The organism is Rhizobium sp. AP16, from assembly GCF_000281735.1.
Classification (GTDB): Bacteria; Pseudomonadota; Alphaproteobacteria; order Rhizobiales; family Rhizobiaceae; genus Rhizobium; species Rhizobium rhizogenes.
Genome location: NZ_AJVM01000001.1, coordinates 498,521 through 516,003, shown reverse-complemented (window position 1 = coordinate 516,003; position 17,483 = coordinate 498,521). Strand labels below are relative to the sequence as shown.

Below are 17,483 nucleotides of genomic sequence, written 5' to 3'. Positions count from 1 at the left end.
AGCTTTTCGCAACAGTTCGCCAACAACCATAAGTTTGGTCCGCGCGCATGGATGCGATGCGGACGCCAGGAAAGACAACCGTCCACCCGTATTTGGAGCGCGCGCTTTGGCGGCGTGACCGTGATAGAACAGGAGAAGATAGATGACGTTTTCGGATCGTAAGCAACAGCTTTTGCTGCAGAGGCTCGCGGGTGCCGGTCTCCTCCAGGCAGAGCAATCCGTTGCGACCGACCGCCCCAGGCGCGAACCGCGAGACGGGCCTGCGGTCCTTTCGTCTGCCCAGCGCCGAATGTGGTATCATACCCAGCTGGCCGAAGGGTCTGCCGCCTACAATTTCTGCCTGATACTGCGGCCAGATAAGAGCTCATCCTTTTCCGTTGCGGCCTTGAGCGAAGCGCTGGAGCAAGTCGTGCGCAGGCACGAGATACTCCGTACGCGATACCGGGCCGGAGCGGCCGGAGTACCGGAGCAGATCGTGGAACCCTACGTCGCTCCGCGCCTGACGGAGATCGATGTAACCTTGGCATTGAAGGATCGTTCGCAGACGCTTGAGGAGAAGTTGGACGATCTTGCGTGCCAGGCGCGGGATGAACCTTTCGACCTGAAGACTGATGCGCCCCTACGCGCGCTGGTCGTCCGAAGCGGGTCGGCAGCGGTCGCCGTCATACTCGTCCTGCCCCATATTGCCGGGGATGGCGGATCTTTTGGAATCGTTCTTGCAGACCTGGAGCGAGCCTATGGGCATGGCGCAAAACCGGATGCGCTGCCGCCTGCATCCAGCATCCGCTACACGGATTACGCCTTATGGGAGCAACGACACCTCGGCGATCCCAAGAACCCCGCAAGCCTGCATGCAAAACAGCTGCGTTTCTGGGAGATCCAGCTGGGCGATCTCCCCGTGGAAATCGCGCTCCCGTTCGATCGCCCTCGCCCGGCAGTGCCGAGCTTCTCGGGATCCCAGATCAGGCGTTGGCTCGGACATGGGTTGTCCACTGCCTTGCGGCAGACGGCAAAGAGATATGGTGGTACGCCGCTCGTGGCGCTCCAGTCTGCCGTCGCGATAGCGCTTAAACGCGTCGGCGCCGGGCAGGACATTCCCCTCGGCACAGCTGTGGATTTGCGCCATGATTCCGCGCTCGACCAACTCGTCGGGTTTTTCAGCAACACGGTGGTCGTGCGCGTCGATCTTGCGGAAGATCCTGAATTTTCCGAGCTGTTTCAACGGGTGCATGACACAGGCCTCAAGGCACTCGACAATCGCGACGTGCCATTCGAAAGCGTTGTCGAACATATCAACCCGCCGCGTGCCGCAGCGCGAAACCCGCTGTTCGGGGTTATGGTCACCGCTACTCGACCATGGCCGGCGCTACAGTTTGGTGATGCGGCCATGGTTCTTGGCGAGCCCCGGCAGACGCAGGCAAAATTCGACCTGACATTCGTCGTCCATGATGAAGGATCCGACGGCAGGATTGGCGTGTCTTTGCTTTATGCCTGCGATCTCTTCGATGATGCCACGGCTCGACATCTGCTCGAACTGGTGATTGGCATCCTCGGGCAGGCTATGCATCATCCGCAATTGCGATTGTCTCAGCTGGCTGAATTCGGTCACAGGCGTTTGGGCGCTGAAGCGTCGTCTCTGGCGACGGTACTGGCGGAACGCAAGGGGGCATCACCGACGGCGACGCGCGCCATCCGGCTGGCCGAGATTACTCACGATACCGATGTGGTAGCCGCCCTGGTCGGATTGCTGGAGCGGCACGACGCACTGCGCCTGCGGCACGATCCGGAAAGCGGACAATGGAACCTCGCCGACGCCGCCGAGCTGTGGGAAACCCCGGTCCTGCGGGACCAACCGGCAAATTCCGAGGATTCCGAGCGCTTCGCCGCATGGTTTGGGATGCCGGATCCCCTTGCGCCGGGACGCATTCTCGAGATGCAGGCCCCCGGTCGCTGGATCGATGATGAGTCGTGGAGCATGCTGCTCGCGGAACTCACCCCCCTTCGGTCAAATGGCGGTCCTGCCGCACCGTATGCCGCTGGATCTTACGCCGACTGGTTGACGCGAACTGCCGAATTCGCGGCACAGACAGACATGGTTGCCCATACCGAGTCCTGGCTGGATGTGTTGGAAAAGGCAGAGGGTCGAGTATCGGCCGGCAGCGTTATCGAAAACCCGTTCAGCTCGACGGAACGCACCTTGGCACTTCCCGATCTCGGCGGTTGGCCAAATCAGACAGCGCTCCGTACCGCCGCCATAGCGGCCATGCTCTGGGCACAACGTCTGTCACCGTCACCCCTTTTGATCGAGATCGACGAACCTGATCGGGACCGCTTCCAAAAAGGAGAGTTGGAGACCGTCGTGGGATGGTGCAGACGAACATTTCCTGTTCTCGTGGCTGCCCCACAGGAGGGTTTTGCAGAGCAACGTCTCACCCCGCAGCTTGCCGATCGTTTTACCCGTGCTGCGCGTGAGGTTCTTGGTCTCGACAGCGCTGAGGGAGTGACTGGTGACTTCGCGGTAACCTATTTCCTCGCGCGAGACGTCAGCCCCGATGTGGCTGGAGCGCTCGATGATACGCCTGCGCCGGATGTGACGCTTTCCATTGTCATTACCGATGAGGGTGACGGTCCGATGTCGCCTGCGCCGGCGGCGGAAGCAGAGGGAGAGCATTGGACGGTACGAATAGATCCACGACGCAATCAGGCATGCCTTGGCATTCGTGCACGACGCGCGACAGCTGAAATCGACGCGCTCATCGAGGCGTGGAAGGGGGGGTTCCCCCAATTCGCAGCTGCCGTCGTCCCTGCAAATGGCGGGAAGCAGCCCGAAGAAGACAGCCTTGTCGACCTTTCTCGTTGGGATCAGCGGCGCCTCGAGGAATCCTTCGGCACGGTGCGAGAGGTGCTGCCGCTCTCACCCCTTCAGGAAGGCTTGCGCTTTCACGCCGTTGGCGCGGCAGAGGGCTCGAACGAGGTCTATATATCCCAAACTTCGTTGGACCTCTTTGGCGAGCTCGATGCCGAACGTCTCCATCGAGCGGTGAAAAAGGCGATCGAGCTCAGCCCGACAGTCACCGTCGGATTCGCCGAGATTGGTGGCAGGATGGTCCAGGTCGTGCCCGCCGATGTCGACGTTCCCTGGCGCTGCGAGAAGGCGTCTGACGAAGACCAGGCCAGGATGATCGCCGACCAGGAGTACGGTGCCCAATTCGATGCGACCCGTCCGCCATTGATACGGTTTGCGCTTATTCGCTTGCCGGAAAGCGAGGCTGGTGTTCTCCATCGACTTCTATTAACCGCTCACCACATCCTGCTTGATGGCTGGTCGATCCGTCTGCTGTATCGCCTCGCAATCCAGCTCTATCTCGATCCTGCGAGCACTGCGGCACCCCCTCCATTTGGTCGCTATTTGCGATGGCTCACGCGACAGAACATGACCGACGCCGAAACGGTGTGGCGCGAGGTGCTGACCGGTACCGAAGCCACAATCTTGTATCCAAACGCACGCGGCCTTGAGGCAAGTGCCGAGCACAGCGAAGAATGCACGGCGTCAATCGGAACCGAAACGACCTCGGCACTTGCCAGGCTTGCTCGTTCGGCCTCTACGACCTTGAGCACGGTTCTCGAGCTCGCATGGGGCACGCTGCTCATGCGACTAAGCGGGACACCGAATGTGGTATTCGGAAATGTCGTGTCCGGCAGGCCTGCTGAAATCGAAGGTGTAAACGAGATAATCGGCCTGTTGTTCAATACGGTTCCGGTGCGCGTACAAGCGCACGGGCAGGAATCGATCAGAACAGTACTTGGCGCCCTGCACGGACAAAAGGCCGTCTCTCTTCGGCACTCCCATGTCAATCTCACGCGCCTGCAGCAGATCGCAGGACATAGTCCTTTGTTCGACACTCTCTTTTCGGTGCAAAATCTGCCTGCGTTCGATTTTCCCGATCAGCACGGTATCCGCATCGGCAACGCGGACGTTCGTGACGCAACCCATTATCCCTTGACCATGTCAGTCACGCCCAAGCATCACGCCATTGATCTGCGCCTGATGTTCCGCAGCGACGTGATCGCGCCGGATCAAGCCGAAGCGCTTATCCAGGCTTATGTGCACATACTGGATGCCTTTGCCGGTGACGCGGATATTCCGCTTCTGGCGATGAATGCACTGCCGGACGCCAGTCTTCTGCTACCGCGCTCCATCGCGGGAGAGGACATGGAGATCGGCTCCCTCTCCGTTGCGGATCTGCTCGTTCAACAGGCGGCGGCCACGCCGAACGACAATGCCGTAACGGCGGGTGAAACCAAGCTCACCTTCGACGAATTGGCGACGTCGGCGCACCGGCTGGCTCATCTTCTCCATTCGCGCGGCGTTCAACCGGAACATCGGGTCGCGTTGCTTCTGCCCCGCTCGGAACTGATGATCGTAGCGCTGTTCGGGGTTTTTGCGGCGCATGCCGCTTATGTTCCGATCGATCTGGAGACGCCCGTCAACAGAATTCGTTCGATGCTGGACCAGTCGCAGCCGACAGTCATTCTCAGCGTCGGCGCTCTGACGGAGCTTCTTCCGCCTGAGTACAGGGCCGACTCCCGCGTGATCCTGCTCGACGCACCCGCCACGCAGACAGAACTTGCACAGCTCCCGAAAACCCTACCGGTGACCGAGCGTCCGGCGGGCCTGAGGCATCTGGCCTATATCATCTTCACGTCTGGATCGACCGGTGAGCCGAAGGGCGTTGCAGTACCCTATCTCGGGCTGACCAACATGTTCATCAATCACAAGAAGGCCATTTTCGCGCCCGTCCTTGCGTCCCAGGGCGGCCGCCGTCTTAAGATCGCGCATACGACCTCCTTCGCCTTCGACGCCTCCTGGGAGCAGCTTCTATGGCTCCTGGCAGGGCATGAAGTCTATGTGATCGACGATGAACTTCGGCGAGATCCGGACCGCCTCCTACCGCTGTTTGATCGCGAAGAGATCGATGCCTTTGACGTCACCCCGACCTACGGCGGATATCTGGTCGAACACGGTCTTCTCGAGCGGGACCGACCGCAAGGACGAGACGGAACCGGCGTGGTCTTTGTCTCCCTTGGGGGCGAGGCAGTCGGCCAAGATCTGTGGACACGCCTGCGAGAAGCGCCGGGCGTCGGGGGCTATAATCTTTATGGCCCAACCGAATATACGATCAACGCCCTGGGAGCAGACCTGTCCGACAATCCCGAGCCGACCGTCGGCCGACCAATTGCCAATACGCACGCCTACATCCTCGGCCCGGGCCTGCATCCGTCCCCCGTGGGTGTCACCGGAGAGCTTTATCTCGGCGGCGTAGGCTTGGCCCGCGGCTATGTCGGGCGTACCGCAACCACGGCGGAGCGCTTCGTCGCAAATCCCTTCGGCAAGGCCGGCGAACGCATCTATCGCACCGGGGATTTGGCCCGTTGGCGGCCTGATGGCGGCATCGACTACCTTGGCCGCTCCGACAACCAGCTGAAGATCCGCGGCTATCGCATCGAACCTGCCGAAGTCGAAAACGCTCTTGTCGCGCAAACCGGGGTGAAACGCGCGGCGGTCGTCGGAAGGGCCACCCAGGACGGTTCCATCCGCCTCGTCGCCTATGTGGTGTGCGACGAGCAGTCGGTGGACGCGGACGGACTGCGGGAGCTGCTGCGGTTGCAACTCCCGTCCTATATGGTTCCTGCCGTCATCGTCTTTGTGGACGACCTTCCGAGAACCATCAACGGCAAGCTCGACATCGCATCACTGCCTGACCCGGCGATGACGGAGATCAAGACGGCGCAGCCAATCAATGCCACGGAAAAGATCATTTGCGACCTGTTCGCAAGCGTTCTCGAGCGCCAGGCGATTGGCCGGTTTGACGACTTCTTCGAGTCCGGTGGCCACTCCTTGCTCACGGTACGGCTTGTCAGCCTGCTTCGTGAGGCCATAAGCCCTGCCATCAACGTCCGGCAGATCTACGATCATCCGACACCGGCTGCCCTGGCGATCTCTCTTGGGCATGTTGATAGCGTGGCGAATGAGCAAGAAAACTCCAGCAACGGCGATCGCGAGACAAACCTCATGCTCGCGGACGTGGTTCTACCGCCGGATATCGCGCTCCCCGACCATGCTTCCGTTCCGGCCAGACCCGCTCTCGACGCGATCAATTCGGTATTGCTCACCGGCGCGGCCGGCTTCATCGGCTCGTTTGTTTTAGCGGAACTGCTGAGAAACAGCGCTGCCGATATCTACTGCCTGGTCCGTGCGAAAGATGAAACCGCGGCGGCAGAGAGGATACGCAAGGCGCTTACGTCATATGGCCTATGGGACGATGCCTTCAAGCATCGACTTATCGGGCTTCCAGGCGACCTGGCGCAGCCTCGCTTAGGTTTGACAGCGGAAAGATTCGCCGCTCTTGCCGACGAAATCGACGTGATCATGCATAACGGCGGCGCAACAAACGAATTCGACCCGTATTCGCGTCTTGCCGCGATAAATGTTGGGGGAGCGAAGGAGATATTGCGGCTGGCGTCCAGCGGCAGCCGTGTTACGCCGGTCCATTTTGTTTCGACAGCCTCGGTGGTCGCGCGGCGCGGTCCAAATCCGTCCATCATCACGGAGGAAACCCGTCTTGCGATCCATGAAGTGGAAGATACCGGCTACGTTCAAAGCAAATGGGTGGCCGAGGAGCTTATGCACAAGGCCGCGGCGAGAGGTCTGCCCGTCACGATCCACCGCCCCGGCCGCGTCAGCGGACATAGTTTGACGGGAATCTGCAGCACGAGCGTTGGCTTCTGGCATTTCATCCGGTCAATGCTGCTGCTTCAAGCAGCGCCTGATCTCAGATCCGATGGCCTTACTCTCGCTCCCGTCGATTATGTTGCGCAAGCATTGGTCGCTCTCATAGAACTTGGCGATCCGGGCGCGACCTATCATCTCTCCAATCGCATGCAGACAAGCATCAGTGCCATTCTGGAAGCAGCACGAAAGGCTGGGCATCATCTGGAGGTCATGCCATTCGACGCCTGGCGTGAGCGCCTGACGCGGGCAGCGGAGGAGCGAGCCAAACAGGGCGACGACTCCTTGTCACCCATTCTGCTCCTTGCAGATCATCTCAACAAGTACGATGGCCCGACGGCGGAATCGGCTCTCGGCCAGGGCAAAATCGAGGCAGCCCTGGCTGGATCGGGCATTTCACCGCCGCCTGTGACAGATGCCGTGCTCGGTCGCTACGTCGATCACTTTGTCAAGGTGGGCTTCTTCCCTGATCCAATCAGCCGCCGGGGATCGTCCACCGGCATTTAATGGGCTCTGCGATCATGTTCAAAACCCTGGCCGTCAGCATATGCTGACGGCCAGAACCATTGTGGGTGCAGGCAAGACGGCAGGCACCTTGGAGACAGGCAAGGCTCGGCAACTATCTCCCAGGTCAAGGATACGTTTGGCACCGGTCGGTTGGCGTTGGACCAATCTCGACCCAGACACAGGCCTCGCGCTCTTTCCTTCAGTTGCGAATATCTCTTCCCGACATCCGGGAGGTATTAGGCCTTCTCGCCAGTCACGCCGTTGATGAGCCAATGCCATGTCCTGTGAAAATGCGCTTCGACATCTCGGCGCGCACTGAATTCGCTGCTGCCCATCATCGCCGCGGCCGTCGGCAACGCGACCATACAGTGAATCAAATGACAGGCAATCTCAGTTGGGTCTCCCGCGCGGATTGCGCCTACTTCTTGCGCTTCCGCTACCATCTCGATCAACGTCGACATAATCGGATCAGGCTGCGGCGGTATCGGTCCATTCTTCTCAAAGACAACAGCTTCGCTGAACGTGATGCGCTTTAACGCGATCAGTTCCGGCTCCATATTGACGTGCAAAAGCTCGAGCATAAGGGATTTCAGCCGTTCAAGCGGGTTGCCGGCGACCGAGGGCAACTTCGCTAGTCTCGCGACGGCTTGCTTGTGCGCGTGGTCGACGACCGCTTCGAACAGGGCGACCTTCGATGCGAACCGGCGATAGACGGTGTCCTTACCCGCTCCACAGTGTGAAGCAACCTGTTCCATCGAGGTGCCGGCAAAACCCCTGCCCGCGAAGAGTTCCGTAGCGGCCAATATAATTCTTTCGGCCGCGGCATCCTGATCTGCTTTCGGAGGGCGACCTATTCTTGTTACGGCACTGACGCTTCTTGATACCATCATTTTCTCCGATTTATCACCCCCGCAACTAGTCTTAAGGGCCTGCACCTGCTTGCCAACATAAAAGTTGACGAACACATTCATATTAACTGGACAGGACGTACCCGTTTGATTTAATCAAGTATCAAAACTTGATAGCTTCTACCATGGGGATAATTCGTGAAGCACAGTCTTTCATTAAAACATATTTTGCTGATATCCACTTTCCTTGTTCCAGTAACGCAAGTAGTTGCCCAGGAAACGAGCACACAACTGGCGCCGATCGTTGTCCAAGGTGGAGATGACCTCAATGACACATCCGGCAAAATCGTAGCCAAATCGACCCGATCCGCAACCAAGACCGTGACGCCGATCGGGGAGACGCCACAATCGATCACTACGGTGACGCGCAAACAGATTGACGATCAGAACCCACAAACCGTCAGCGAGGCGCTGCGTTATACATCCGGAGTCCTCTCGGACAGGGACTCGAATTCCCGCTATGACTCTGTGTTTCTGCGCGGGTTCGGCTCTTTCGGCACTGCGACCAACTATGTCAGCTATCTCGACGGCCTGAAGCTGCCACGCGGACAGGCCTTTGCCACACCATCGATTGATCCGTTCTTTCTCGATCATATCGACGTCCTGAAAGGGCCATCTGCCCTTCTCTATGGGCAGATCAGCCCGGGCGGCCTTGTCAATCAAGTCAGTCGCGAACCCTCCGATGTTCAATCGAACGAACTGCGGATTGAAGGCGGGACCGACGGCCGAATTCAGAGCGGACTTTACTCCACCGGCCCAATCACAAAGGATGGAACCTGGCAGTATGGACTTGCGACTGTCGGCCGTTCTTCCGGAACCCGCTACAACAATGTCGACGAAAAGCGCATCGGCGTCGCACCATCGCTCAAATGGGAGCCGGATAAAGATACTTCGCTAGTCATTTCCGGCTATTATCAGCGCGATCCCGAAGGCGGCTATTTCAACTCGCTCTACCCGAAATTCCTCGCGCCGGCAAACCTGGCTAAGTATCTCGGGCGCGACTTTGACATCGGCGATCCGTCCTACGACTCTTTCGAGCGCAAGCAATATGGCGTCGGATACAGGTTCGAGCACAGTTTTGACGATCAGGTGACGATCCGGTCAAACTTCCGGTATTCCGGGGTAGATGTGGACATGCGTTCGCTGCAGATGGCAGGCGCGATCTCATCTGCGGGCATCATCCCCCGCTATGCCGTCCACTCGATCGAGGATGCCAAGGGCTTTTCTTTCGATAATCAGGCCGAGTTCAAATTCGACACGGGTGCAGCCAAGCATACCTTGCTTGCCGGAGTAGACCTTCAGCACTCCAGCAGCAGCTGGGAATATCTGATGGGCGCGGCGACCTCCATCGATGTCACGAACCCTGTATACAGCCAGGCCGTCGGTCCGCTTGCTTCCGTGATCAAGAGCGATCAATCTCTCCGCCAGACGGGTGTCTATCTCCAGGACCAGATTGAATTGGGCCGGCTGCGCGCTGTCCTGGGCGTGCGCCACGACTGGACGGATCAGGATTCGGACAATCTGCTGGCCCACACGTCGTCCGATCAGTCGAGCGACGCGACGAGCTATCGCGCGGGGCTGCTGTATCTGTTCGACAATGGTATTGCGCCATATGCAAGCTATTCGACATCATTCGAGCCGGTCATCGGCACCGATGCGAACGGCAATCCGTTTACGCCCACGAAAGCGCGGCAGTATGAGGTGGGGATCAAATACAAGCCGACTAACCTTGACGCGCTTTTTACGATCTCAGCCTTCGACATTCGACAGGAGAACGTTCTCTCTCCTGGCAGCCTGCCCGGCTTTTCCGTCCAGCAGGGCGAGATTCATTCTCGCGGGCTGGAGTTTGAAGCACGCGGCAACCTTACCGACAATCTGGAATTGATTGGCGCGATTTCCTTGCTCGACACGGAAGTCTCGCGATCCACCGACACGTCGATCATCGGCAATCAACCCCAGGCCGTGCCGCGCTACTATGGCTCTCTATGGGCCAACTACGCTCTCGATTATCCAGCGCTCGAAGGTTTGACAATCGGCGGCGGCGTCCGCTTCGTCGGTTCGAGCTACGCCGACGATGCCAACAAGGTGAAGGCTGAGGGGTACACGTTGCTCGATGCAGCGCTCAAGTACGATTTCGGCGTTAAAAATCAGAAACTCAAGGGACTTGAGGCAACGCTGAACGTCACGAACCTGCTCAACAAGGAGTATTATTCCAGTTGCAGCTCCAACTACTATTGCCAGTATGGAAACGGCCGGACGGTTCTGGCTGGCCTGAGGTACAAGTGGTGAAGCGGTGATGACACTAACGAGACGCCGGTTCTGCACGTCCATCGCCGCTACGGCAATCCTTTCAGGGAGCCGGCCGGCCCTGGCAGTACCTTCGCTTAAGGTCATTGATCTGGCGGGGCGCGAGTTGCAACTCGCCGCCCCTCCGAAAAGGATTATCCTGCTCGAAGCCGACGATCTCTTGACCATGTCTCTCTTGCACCCCGATCCAGCATCGCTGGTCGTGGGCTGGGCTGCCGTGGATCGTATCGATAGCGGGCTTCTGCAGACACGCCTTCTGAACGGTCATTCGATCGCGGTCGTGGGAAATCAATCTCCCGATACCGTCTCCCTGGAAGGGCTGATCAGTCTCTCGCCCGATCTCGTGGTGACAACAGCTTTCATGACGCCAGATGCCGACAGCAATCCGATGGTGGAAAGGCTGAAGCAGCTGGGCATCCCGGTGGTCTATAGCGACGCCGCGAGTAACAGCACAGCCAATGAGCAGGCAAGCGATCCGGTCGCTGAGCTCAAGGCGTCCATGCAACTGTGGGGCACGCTTCTCAACGCAACGGCGAAGGCGGAGGCTTTCACCTCCTTTTTTGACCGGGAACTGGGAAAGATCGCTGCTCTCGTCAAGGATGGGCCGCCCGTGACGACCTATCTGGAGGTCCAGTCCACGCTGGATGACTGCTGCTGGGCAGCCGGCCGGAAAGTCTGGGGCGAATTGCTGGCGCTGGCCGGCGGACAACCCCTGCCCGGCGTGACAGCGCCGTGGTTCCAGCAACTCTCCCTCGAATATGTCCTATCGACACCGTACGAGGTTTACATCGCTTCGGGCGGCGGCTGGGCTTCGGGTAGCCGCCCCGCCATCGGCCCGGGAATCGATCCGAAGCTCGGCCGCGAAGGTCTGCAACGATTGATCGACGGCAGAGCGGGCTTCGACCAGCTTTCGAGCGTCCGCGGCAAACGCGTATACGGCATATGGACCGGGCTGATATCCAATCTGCCCCTGAATGTCCTGTTTGTGGCTTTGGCTGCCAAATGGCTTCATCCCGAGCAATGCGCCGATCTCGATCCACAAGCCATCCTGGACGGGATCAACAAGGACTTCGCGGCGTTCCCGATCGAGGGGCCGTTGTGGACCTCTATCTGATTTTATGAGGCCGACTTCAATGAACTCAACTGCCAACCGACGCTATAGCGCGAGCGCGGACGTGCAATTCGCCGAAATCGACGAATATGTCGATCCGATCGTGGAAACCATCGCAAGCCACGACATGACCGTTGAGAAGCTGGGGACAGTCCATCACATCCGGTCGCCGTTCGGCGACGCCACATTCGAGGCCCGCCAAGGCGGCTTCAAACTGACCGTGGACGCTGCCGACCCCGGAGGGCTCAATCGTTTGAAGCACGCTCTGGTGGGGCCGATCTGCTTCATCGCTGCACGCGAAAAGCTGGACATCCAGTGGCAAGGCGACCACGCGGCGCCGGCCCTTCCCGACGATCTTCGGATGCTGCATGTGAAATCCATCGAAGACATTTCATCCCGTTTCCGCCGGATAATCTTCAAGGGTGAGAATCTGGATCGATATGACCGCGACGACCAGCTTCACTGTCGGCTCATCTTCCAGTCTCGTGGGGTTGCAGAACCTCTGTGGCCGATGCTTGACCATCGGGGCCAAGTCGTCTGGCCGGAAAATGCCGCCGCCCCGACCCGGGTCTACACGATCCGCCGGATCGACACCGAGCGACAGGAAATCACAGTAGACTTCGCTCTTCATGCAAACGCCGGCCCCGCGACCCGATGGGCATTGGATGCGCGACCCGGCGACCTGGTGGGTGTTTTAGGCCCGGCCGCCAATGGGCCAAAACATGCAAAATTCTATGTGTTTGCCGGTGATGAAACCGCATTGCCGGGCATCGCCAGAATTCTCGAATCCTTGCCCTGCGAAGCCACCGGCCATGCTTTCGTTGAGATAGACACCAAAGCCGACGAACTGCCGCTGCAATGTCCTGTGGGCGTGACGATCCATTGGCTTCATCGCAATGGCGCCGTTGCGGGCACCACGGCCTTGCTGGCAGACGCTGTACGCTCGATACGGTGGCCGCAAAACCGGGAAGAGGCGTTTTTCTGGGGTGGGTGTGAGCATAAGACCTTCAGCGCAATTTATCGTCATCTGCGAAAAGACATAGAATTGCCAAGAGAACGCTTCGTGCTCTATTCATATTGGCACAAATCCCTCAGTGAAGAACAGATAATTGCGCAGGGTGCCGAGGCATATCTCCCGCGGTAGGCCGCAACCGTTGCAAAGTATTCGCCTTGAGCGGATGCGGATTGCCGACGCGGTCATACCGTTGACCCGACGGAGTTTCCTACGGAAGCCGCAAACGGCGGTTTTGAGAGGATCTGAACCGTAGATCCGTGTCTCGCAAATGTCGGATGCTCCTGATAAACAATCAATATCTTTCTGCCTGTCCGCAGGGCAATTGATTGATTGCGTTATGATTGAACTAGTTGCGGGGCAGGATTTGAACCTGGCATCGTAACGTCTGCCTTTCGTCCACCGACGACCCATCAATCGAGATTGGCATGTTCATATTGCTTCGATCAGCTTTGACGGAAGCATAGGGAAGTTCTACTGCCGAATTTTCCTTTAAAATCAGCATCATAACATTTTGGCGCATAGCATTCGGATCTCCCAACTCTCGGAGAAAATTTCCATTTTTATTTCAATGATTTACCTAAAGCTTTGACAATTGAGTGGGCACCGATTGGCACTCGGGATTCGACGTGGCGGTGGTAAAGAGCGGAACGTCGTTCCAAAGGGTTCCGTTCAATGTCTCGCGTGCACCCAAAGTGAATACGGCCCGCATATAACGATCGTTGAAGGGGTCAGCGATGTCATAGGGAATTTGGCAATCGATCGACGCAGCATGAAATGTCGCGCCGGTTCGGCGTGCCCAGCCGTATAGCGCCATCAACGCATCGCGCTCCTGTGCCTTTATCAGCGTGGCATATGCCCGCGCCATGACGGGCAATGTCCGTTCTGACGTGTTGGAAAATTCGGGCATGAGCGCATTGTTGACGAGCACGAAAATATCGAGTTTCCGGGCCTTTGATCGAGGCGCGCGGGATGCAGAGGCCAGCACGGTGCTCGGGAAGGTCAGAATTTGCGAGGAAGAGCCGCCATCGGAATGGAGCTCCTGAAAATGCCGGTCTCCCGCCTGCACTTTGATCAACACTGGCGGATATACGCCGGGAATGCTTGCAGACGCGACAAGTACGTCCCGGAATAGCTGAAGGGCACCCGGCCGGCCGCTTGCCGCGATCGCGCCCATGTTCCAGACCACCGCTCTTTGCGAGTCGAGATTGGAGGTGAGCACCAGGAGCCTGCGCCCGTTTCGATGTTCTCTCGCAACCGCGTCGAGGACGTCCTGCGTGATGTACTGATCCACCATGCTGCGAAGCGTCCGTCCGCGCAAAAGGCTCTTTCCGAGCATCTGGTTTGGCAGCAGCCTGCGGTCGACGAGGTTTTTTGCGACGCCGCTCGTGTAGAGATGCGCGATCAGATCGTCATAGGACGATCCAAGAAAAGCGAAGGGAGCGATGAGAGCGCCGGTGCTGACGCCGCTGACGATATCGAAGCGTGGGCGTTTGCCTGTCTTTGTCCATGCCGATAGCACGCCGGCGCTGAAGGCGCCTCCAGCCCCGCCTCCCGAGATTATCAGGTAGTTGACGTCTCCTTGCGCGGCGGCCGGTTGCCAGTCAAAGGCGTCTTCCCATGAGCTGGAGCCTTCATCGAGATAGGATCTTACCCCCGGAAACCCCGGAACCTCCGCAGCAGAGGATTGGTCGGCGCGGTATTGCGGGCGCGATACGGTCATGCAGCCCGCAAGGGGAAGAAGCAGGATGATCAACAGGCAAAGATGCCTGTAATAGGTTTGGTCGCGGTTCGGCAACGCGGATACTCCGGGGAAAGCTGTCGCGTCATGTGTGAACCGTTCTCTAGCGCCGGCTGTTGGCGCGGATATGTTCCGCATATTTCCATGGGTGAATGCCGTGTGACCAAACCATGGCCAAACTCGGCAAACCGGCGCTGGTCAAAAGGATCCGTCAGGTCAGCTCCCCGTGGAAAAACTATCCCCCATGGCGCGCAGGATGATCACAGCCGATGCCGCGCCCGGGTCGACGTGGCCCAGCGAGCGCTCTCCCAGCCTTGCCGCCCTGCCGCGCGCGGCAATCATCGAGCGGGTCGAATTCGCGCCGGTTTCCGCAGCCTCGACAATGCTGTTCCAAAGCTCCCGCGTCCCGCATTGCCTTGCCCGGGCATTGACGGCCGCTTCCGTGGCGGGAATCCAGGCGTCCAGCATGGTCTTGTCGCCGCGTTGGCCCTTGCCGCGCTCTTTTATCCCGGTCGTCATCGCTTCGACGATTGCAACCTGGCCAGCGTCCGAAAGGGACTCGTCCTGCTTGAGGGCTTGCGCCGCCTTTCGGAATGCGGTCGCATAGAGCGGGCCGGTGGAGGCGCCGACGGCATCCAGAAAAGCGGAGGCGGCAACCGTAAAAACCTCAGAGGGAAGCGTTCGCTCCAGGTCGAGTTTTGTCAGCTCGGCATTCACGGCCATGAAGCCGAGCGCCATGGTGATCCCATGGTCGGCATCTCCGATCGCGCCGTCGAGCTCCGAGAGATGATCCTTCTCCGCGGTGATCGCTATGGATATGCGCTGAAACATGCTGCTCAAATGTCGCGCCGCGTTTTCCGGCATAATCTTCCTCCCAGTCCAGGAGATCGCGGCCGGTTTTCTCCGACCCGCGTCTCGTATCTTCATCCCACCTTCAAGGCGGCGGTATCGCAAGGATGGTACAGCAGCTCGGTCAATTCCTGATCGAGGTGCAAAATCGATATGGACGCGCCGACCATGTCGAGCGACGTGCAGTAGTGCCCCACCCAGCTCGCTTCTATCCTGATGTCCTTCGCGCTCAGCCGCTGTTCGACGCGCCTGAACAGAATGTAGAGCTCCATCAGCGGCGTTGCCCCGAAGGAATTGATCAACACCGCGACACGGTCGCCGGGCGTCGGCTTCATTTCCGCGAAAATGCGGTCCATCACCCGGTCGGTGATTTCATCCGCAGTCATCATCTTCTCGCGGATGACGCCCCGCTCGCCGTGGATGCCCATGCCAAACTCGATATCATCGGGACCGATCTCGAAATTGTGCCGCCGTGTCTGGGGCAGCGAGCAGGGCTCAAGCGCAACACCCATCGTATAGGTTCGATCATTGGCCTTGCGCGTCGCGGCCTCGCAGGCATCAAGCGACAGCCCCCGATCACAGGCGGCTCCGGCAATCTTGAAGATGAAGAAGTTTCCCGCAACGCCACGGCGGCCTTCCCTGTCCTCCACGGGAGAGGAGGCGATATCGTCCGTGGTGAGGATGGTGCGGACATCGATCCGCTCCTCCTGTGCCATCTCGGCGGCCATCTCGAAGTTCATCACGTCGCCGGCATAGTTGCCATAGACGAAAAGTACGCCCTCACCGCCGGACGCCGCCCTGGCGCATTGAAGGATCGGCGTGGGCGGCGGTGACGAAAAGATGTTGCCGACGGCAACCGCATCGGCGAGGCCCTTGCCAACATAGCCGACGAAGCAGGGTTCATGGCCGGTGCCGCCGCCGATGACGAGCCCGACCTTCCCCGGCCTTGGTCCTGTCCGCGCAACGAGTGCTCGATTGGATCCCTTGATGGGCGCGACATGGCCGGCATGCGCCTTGACGATACCGTCAAGCATCTCATCGACGACATCATCAGGATTGTTCAGGAACTTCTTGATGTGGGTGCGAAAGCTGCTGGGTAGTGGCACGGTATTGTCGGTTCTGGAGCGCTGCGAAATCTTCTGGTCGATCTCCGTTACGCCGTCGGCATTGAGGATGCCCCGGCCGGTGGCGGCGTCGGTGATCAGCACATTGATATAGCCGCCACGCAGCGCCGCGAGGATCGCCGGTACCTTGTCGAAGCCGCCGGCAACCGCGATGCGCAGCCCGATCGCCTTCAGCATGTCGAGGGATATGCCGATGGTCCGGTCGTCGAGCGGACCGGCAACCGGCTCTCCCTTCGGATCGATGAAGCGGCCGGCGACGACCCCGACGGCGTTCTTCGCGAGATAGTCCTGGAGCGAGACGGATTCAAAGAATCCGCTGCTGTGGATTGTCGAATTCGGGCGCAGCGACGAGATGCCGAATAGCGCCTTGTTGGCTTTGGAAAGCGTTGCGAACTGGTCTTCCACCAGCGGCTCCCGCAGCAGGATGTCACGCACCTCTCCGGTCGAGACGATGGCCGGCGCGGTGATATTGATCAGCTTTCCGCCGACTGCATTGGCAAAAGCCGCCGCACAGAGTTCGGGCGTGTAGGCAAAGCGCGCCCGCGTGCCGCCGGTCGCCTGGACAATGGTGACATCCTGCAGATTGGGCACGGACGCCTGCTCGGCGATCGCCAGGACCGTTCGCCCCCAGGCGACTGCCAGCGTATCGCCCGATTTCAAGAGCTTGGCGATCGCCTGAGCACCCGCTGTCCCGAGACGATCGATCAACGGCCGCGTTCCGTCGTCGCTGGGGACGACCAGACAGTCGTGCAAACCGAAATGACGTTTCAGTTCCATGGCGATCGAAAGCGAACTCAGCCGTGAAGGCTCAAGGGAGATGTTCACGATCCCCCGGCTGCGCGCATCGGCCAGATAGCTGTTCACCGTCGCGCGCGAAATGCCCATGATCTCCGCGATATCGCCCTGCGTCCTGCCATCCTCATAATAGAGCCAGCAGGCCCAGACGTAGGGATCGTCGCCGTAGCGCAACGGCATGGCGTCGGATGTTTCCGGCACGCCCGCCTTGCCCACACCGGTTTTTCCGACTGAAGATGTCTTGCCTGTCATGACTGTCCGCGGTTCCCTTTTGTCGTCCGAAGATGGAAGCAATAGAGCATGTTTGCAAATGCTTCTTCAGAGAAAGGGGCGGCGCGC

At 59.2% G+C, this 17,483-nt stretch carries 8 protein-coding genes; 4 read left to right on the top strand and 4 right to left on the bottom strand.

Annotated elements, in window-relative coordinates; genetic code table 11:
- Positions 1 to 142 precede the first annotated feature (142 nt).
- Positions 143 to 7,297, top strand: coding sequence for a non-ribosomal peptide synthetase (locus PMI03_RS30675; RefSeq protein WP_007689460.1), 7,155 nt, complete (start codon positions 143 to 145; stop codon positions 7,295 to 7,297).
- Between the two features lie 236 nt (positions 7,298 to 7,533).
- Here PMI03_RS30675 and PMI03_RS02330 read toward each other — a convergent pair whose 3' ends face one another.
- Complete coding sequence (locus PMI03_RS02330) at positions 7,534 to 8,184, bottom strand: TetR family transcriptional regulator (protein ID WP_039973586.1); 651 nt, start codon at positions 8,182 to 8,184, stop codon at positions 7,534 to 7,536.
- A 159-nt stretch (positions 8,185 to 8,343) separates the two neighbouring features.
- Between PMI03_RS02330 and PMI03_RS02325 the strand changes: the two genes are divergently transcribed.
- The 3 genes from PMI03_RS02325 to PMI03_RS02315 are packed head-to-tail and all read left to right on the top strand — an operon-like array spanning position 8,344 to position 12,767.
- The gene (locus tag PMI03_RS02325; RefSeq protein ID WP_007689456.1) at positions 8,344 to 10,494 is read left to right on the top strand and encodes a TonB-dependent siderophore receptor; all 2,151 of its coding nucleotides are present in this window, start codon (positions 8,344 to 8,346) and stop codon (positions 10,492 to 10,494) included.
- 7 nt (positions 10,495 to 10,501) lie between these two features.
- Positions 10,502 to 11,626: an ABC transporter substrate-binding protein gene (locus PMI03_RS02320; RefSeq protein WP_039973564.1), complete on the top strand. Its 1,125-nt coding sequence runs from the start codon at positions 10,502 to 10,504 to the stop codon at positions 11,624 to 11,626.
- 19 nt (positions 11,627 to 11,645) lie between these two features.
- A complete protein-coding gene (locus PMI03_RS02315; RefSeq protein ID WP_007689453.1) occupies positions 11,646 to 12,767 on the top strand; it encodes a siderophore-interacting protein in 1,122 nt (373 codons plus the stop codon).
- A 448-nt stretch (positions 12,768 to 13,215) separates the two neighbouring features.
- Here PMI03_RS02315 and PMI03_RS02310 read toward each other — a convergent pair whose 3' ends face one another.
- From PMI03_RS02310 to PMI03_RS30825, 3 genes are all read right to left on the bottom strand, one after another.
- The gene (locus PMI03_RS02310) at positions 13,216 to 14,433 is read right to left on the bottom strand and encodes a patatin-like phospholipase family protein (RefSeq protein WP_007689451.1); all 1,218 of its coding nucleotides are present in this window, start codon (positions 14,431 to 14,433) and stop codon (positions 13,216 to 13,218) included.
- A gap of 159 nt (positions 14,434 to 14,592) precedes the next feature.
- Positions 14,593 to 15,240 carry a dihydroxyacetone kinase subunit DhaL gene (dhaL, locus tag PMI03_RS02305; RefSeq protein WP_007689449.1) on the bottom strand — a complete coding sequence of 216 codons (648 nt, stop codon included), beginning with the start codon at positions 15,238 to 15,240 and terminating at the stop codon, positions 14,593 to 14,595.
- Positions 15,241 to 15,299: 59 nt separating this feature from the next.
- Positions 15,300 to 17,396 (bottom strand): bifunctional sugar-binding transcriptional regulator/dihydroxyacetone kinase subunit DhaK, encoded by a 2,097-nt coding sequence (locus PMI03_RS30825; protein ID WP_007689447.1) that lies wholly within the window; start codon positions 17,394 to 17,396, stop codon positions 15,300 to 15,302.
- Between the last annotated feature and the right edge of the window lie 87 nt (positions 17,397 to 17,483).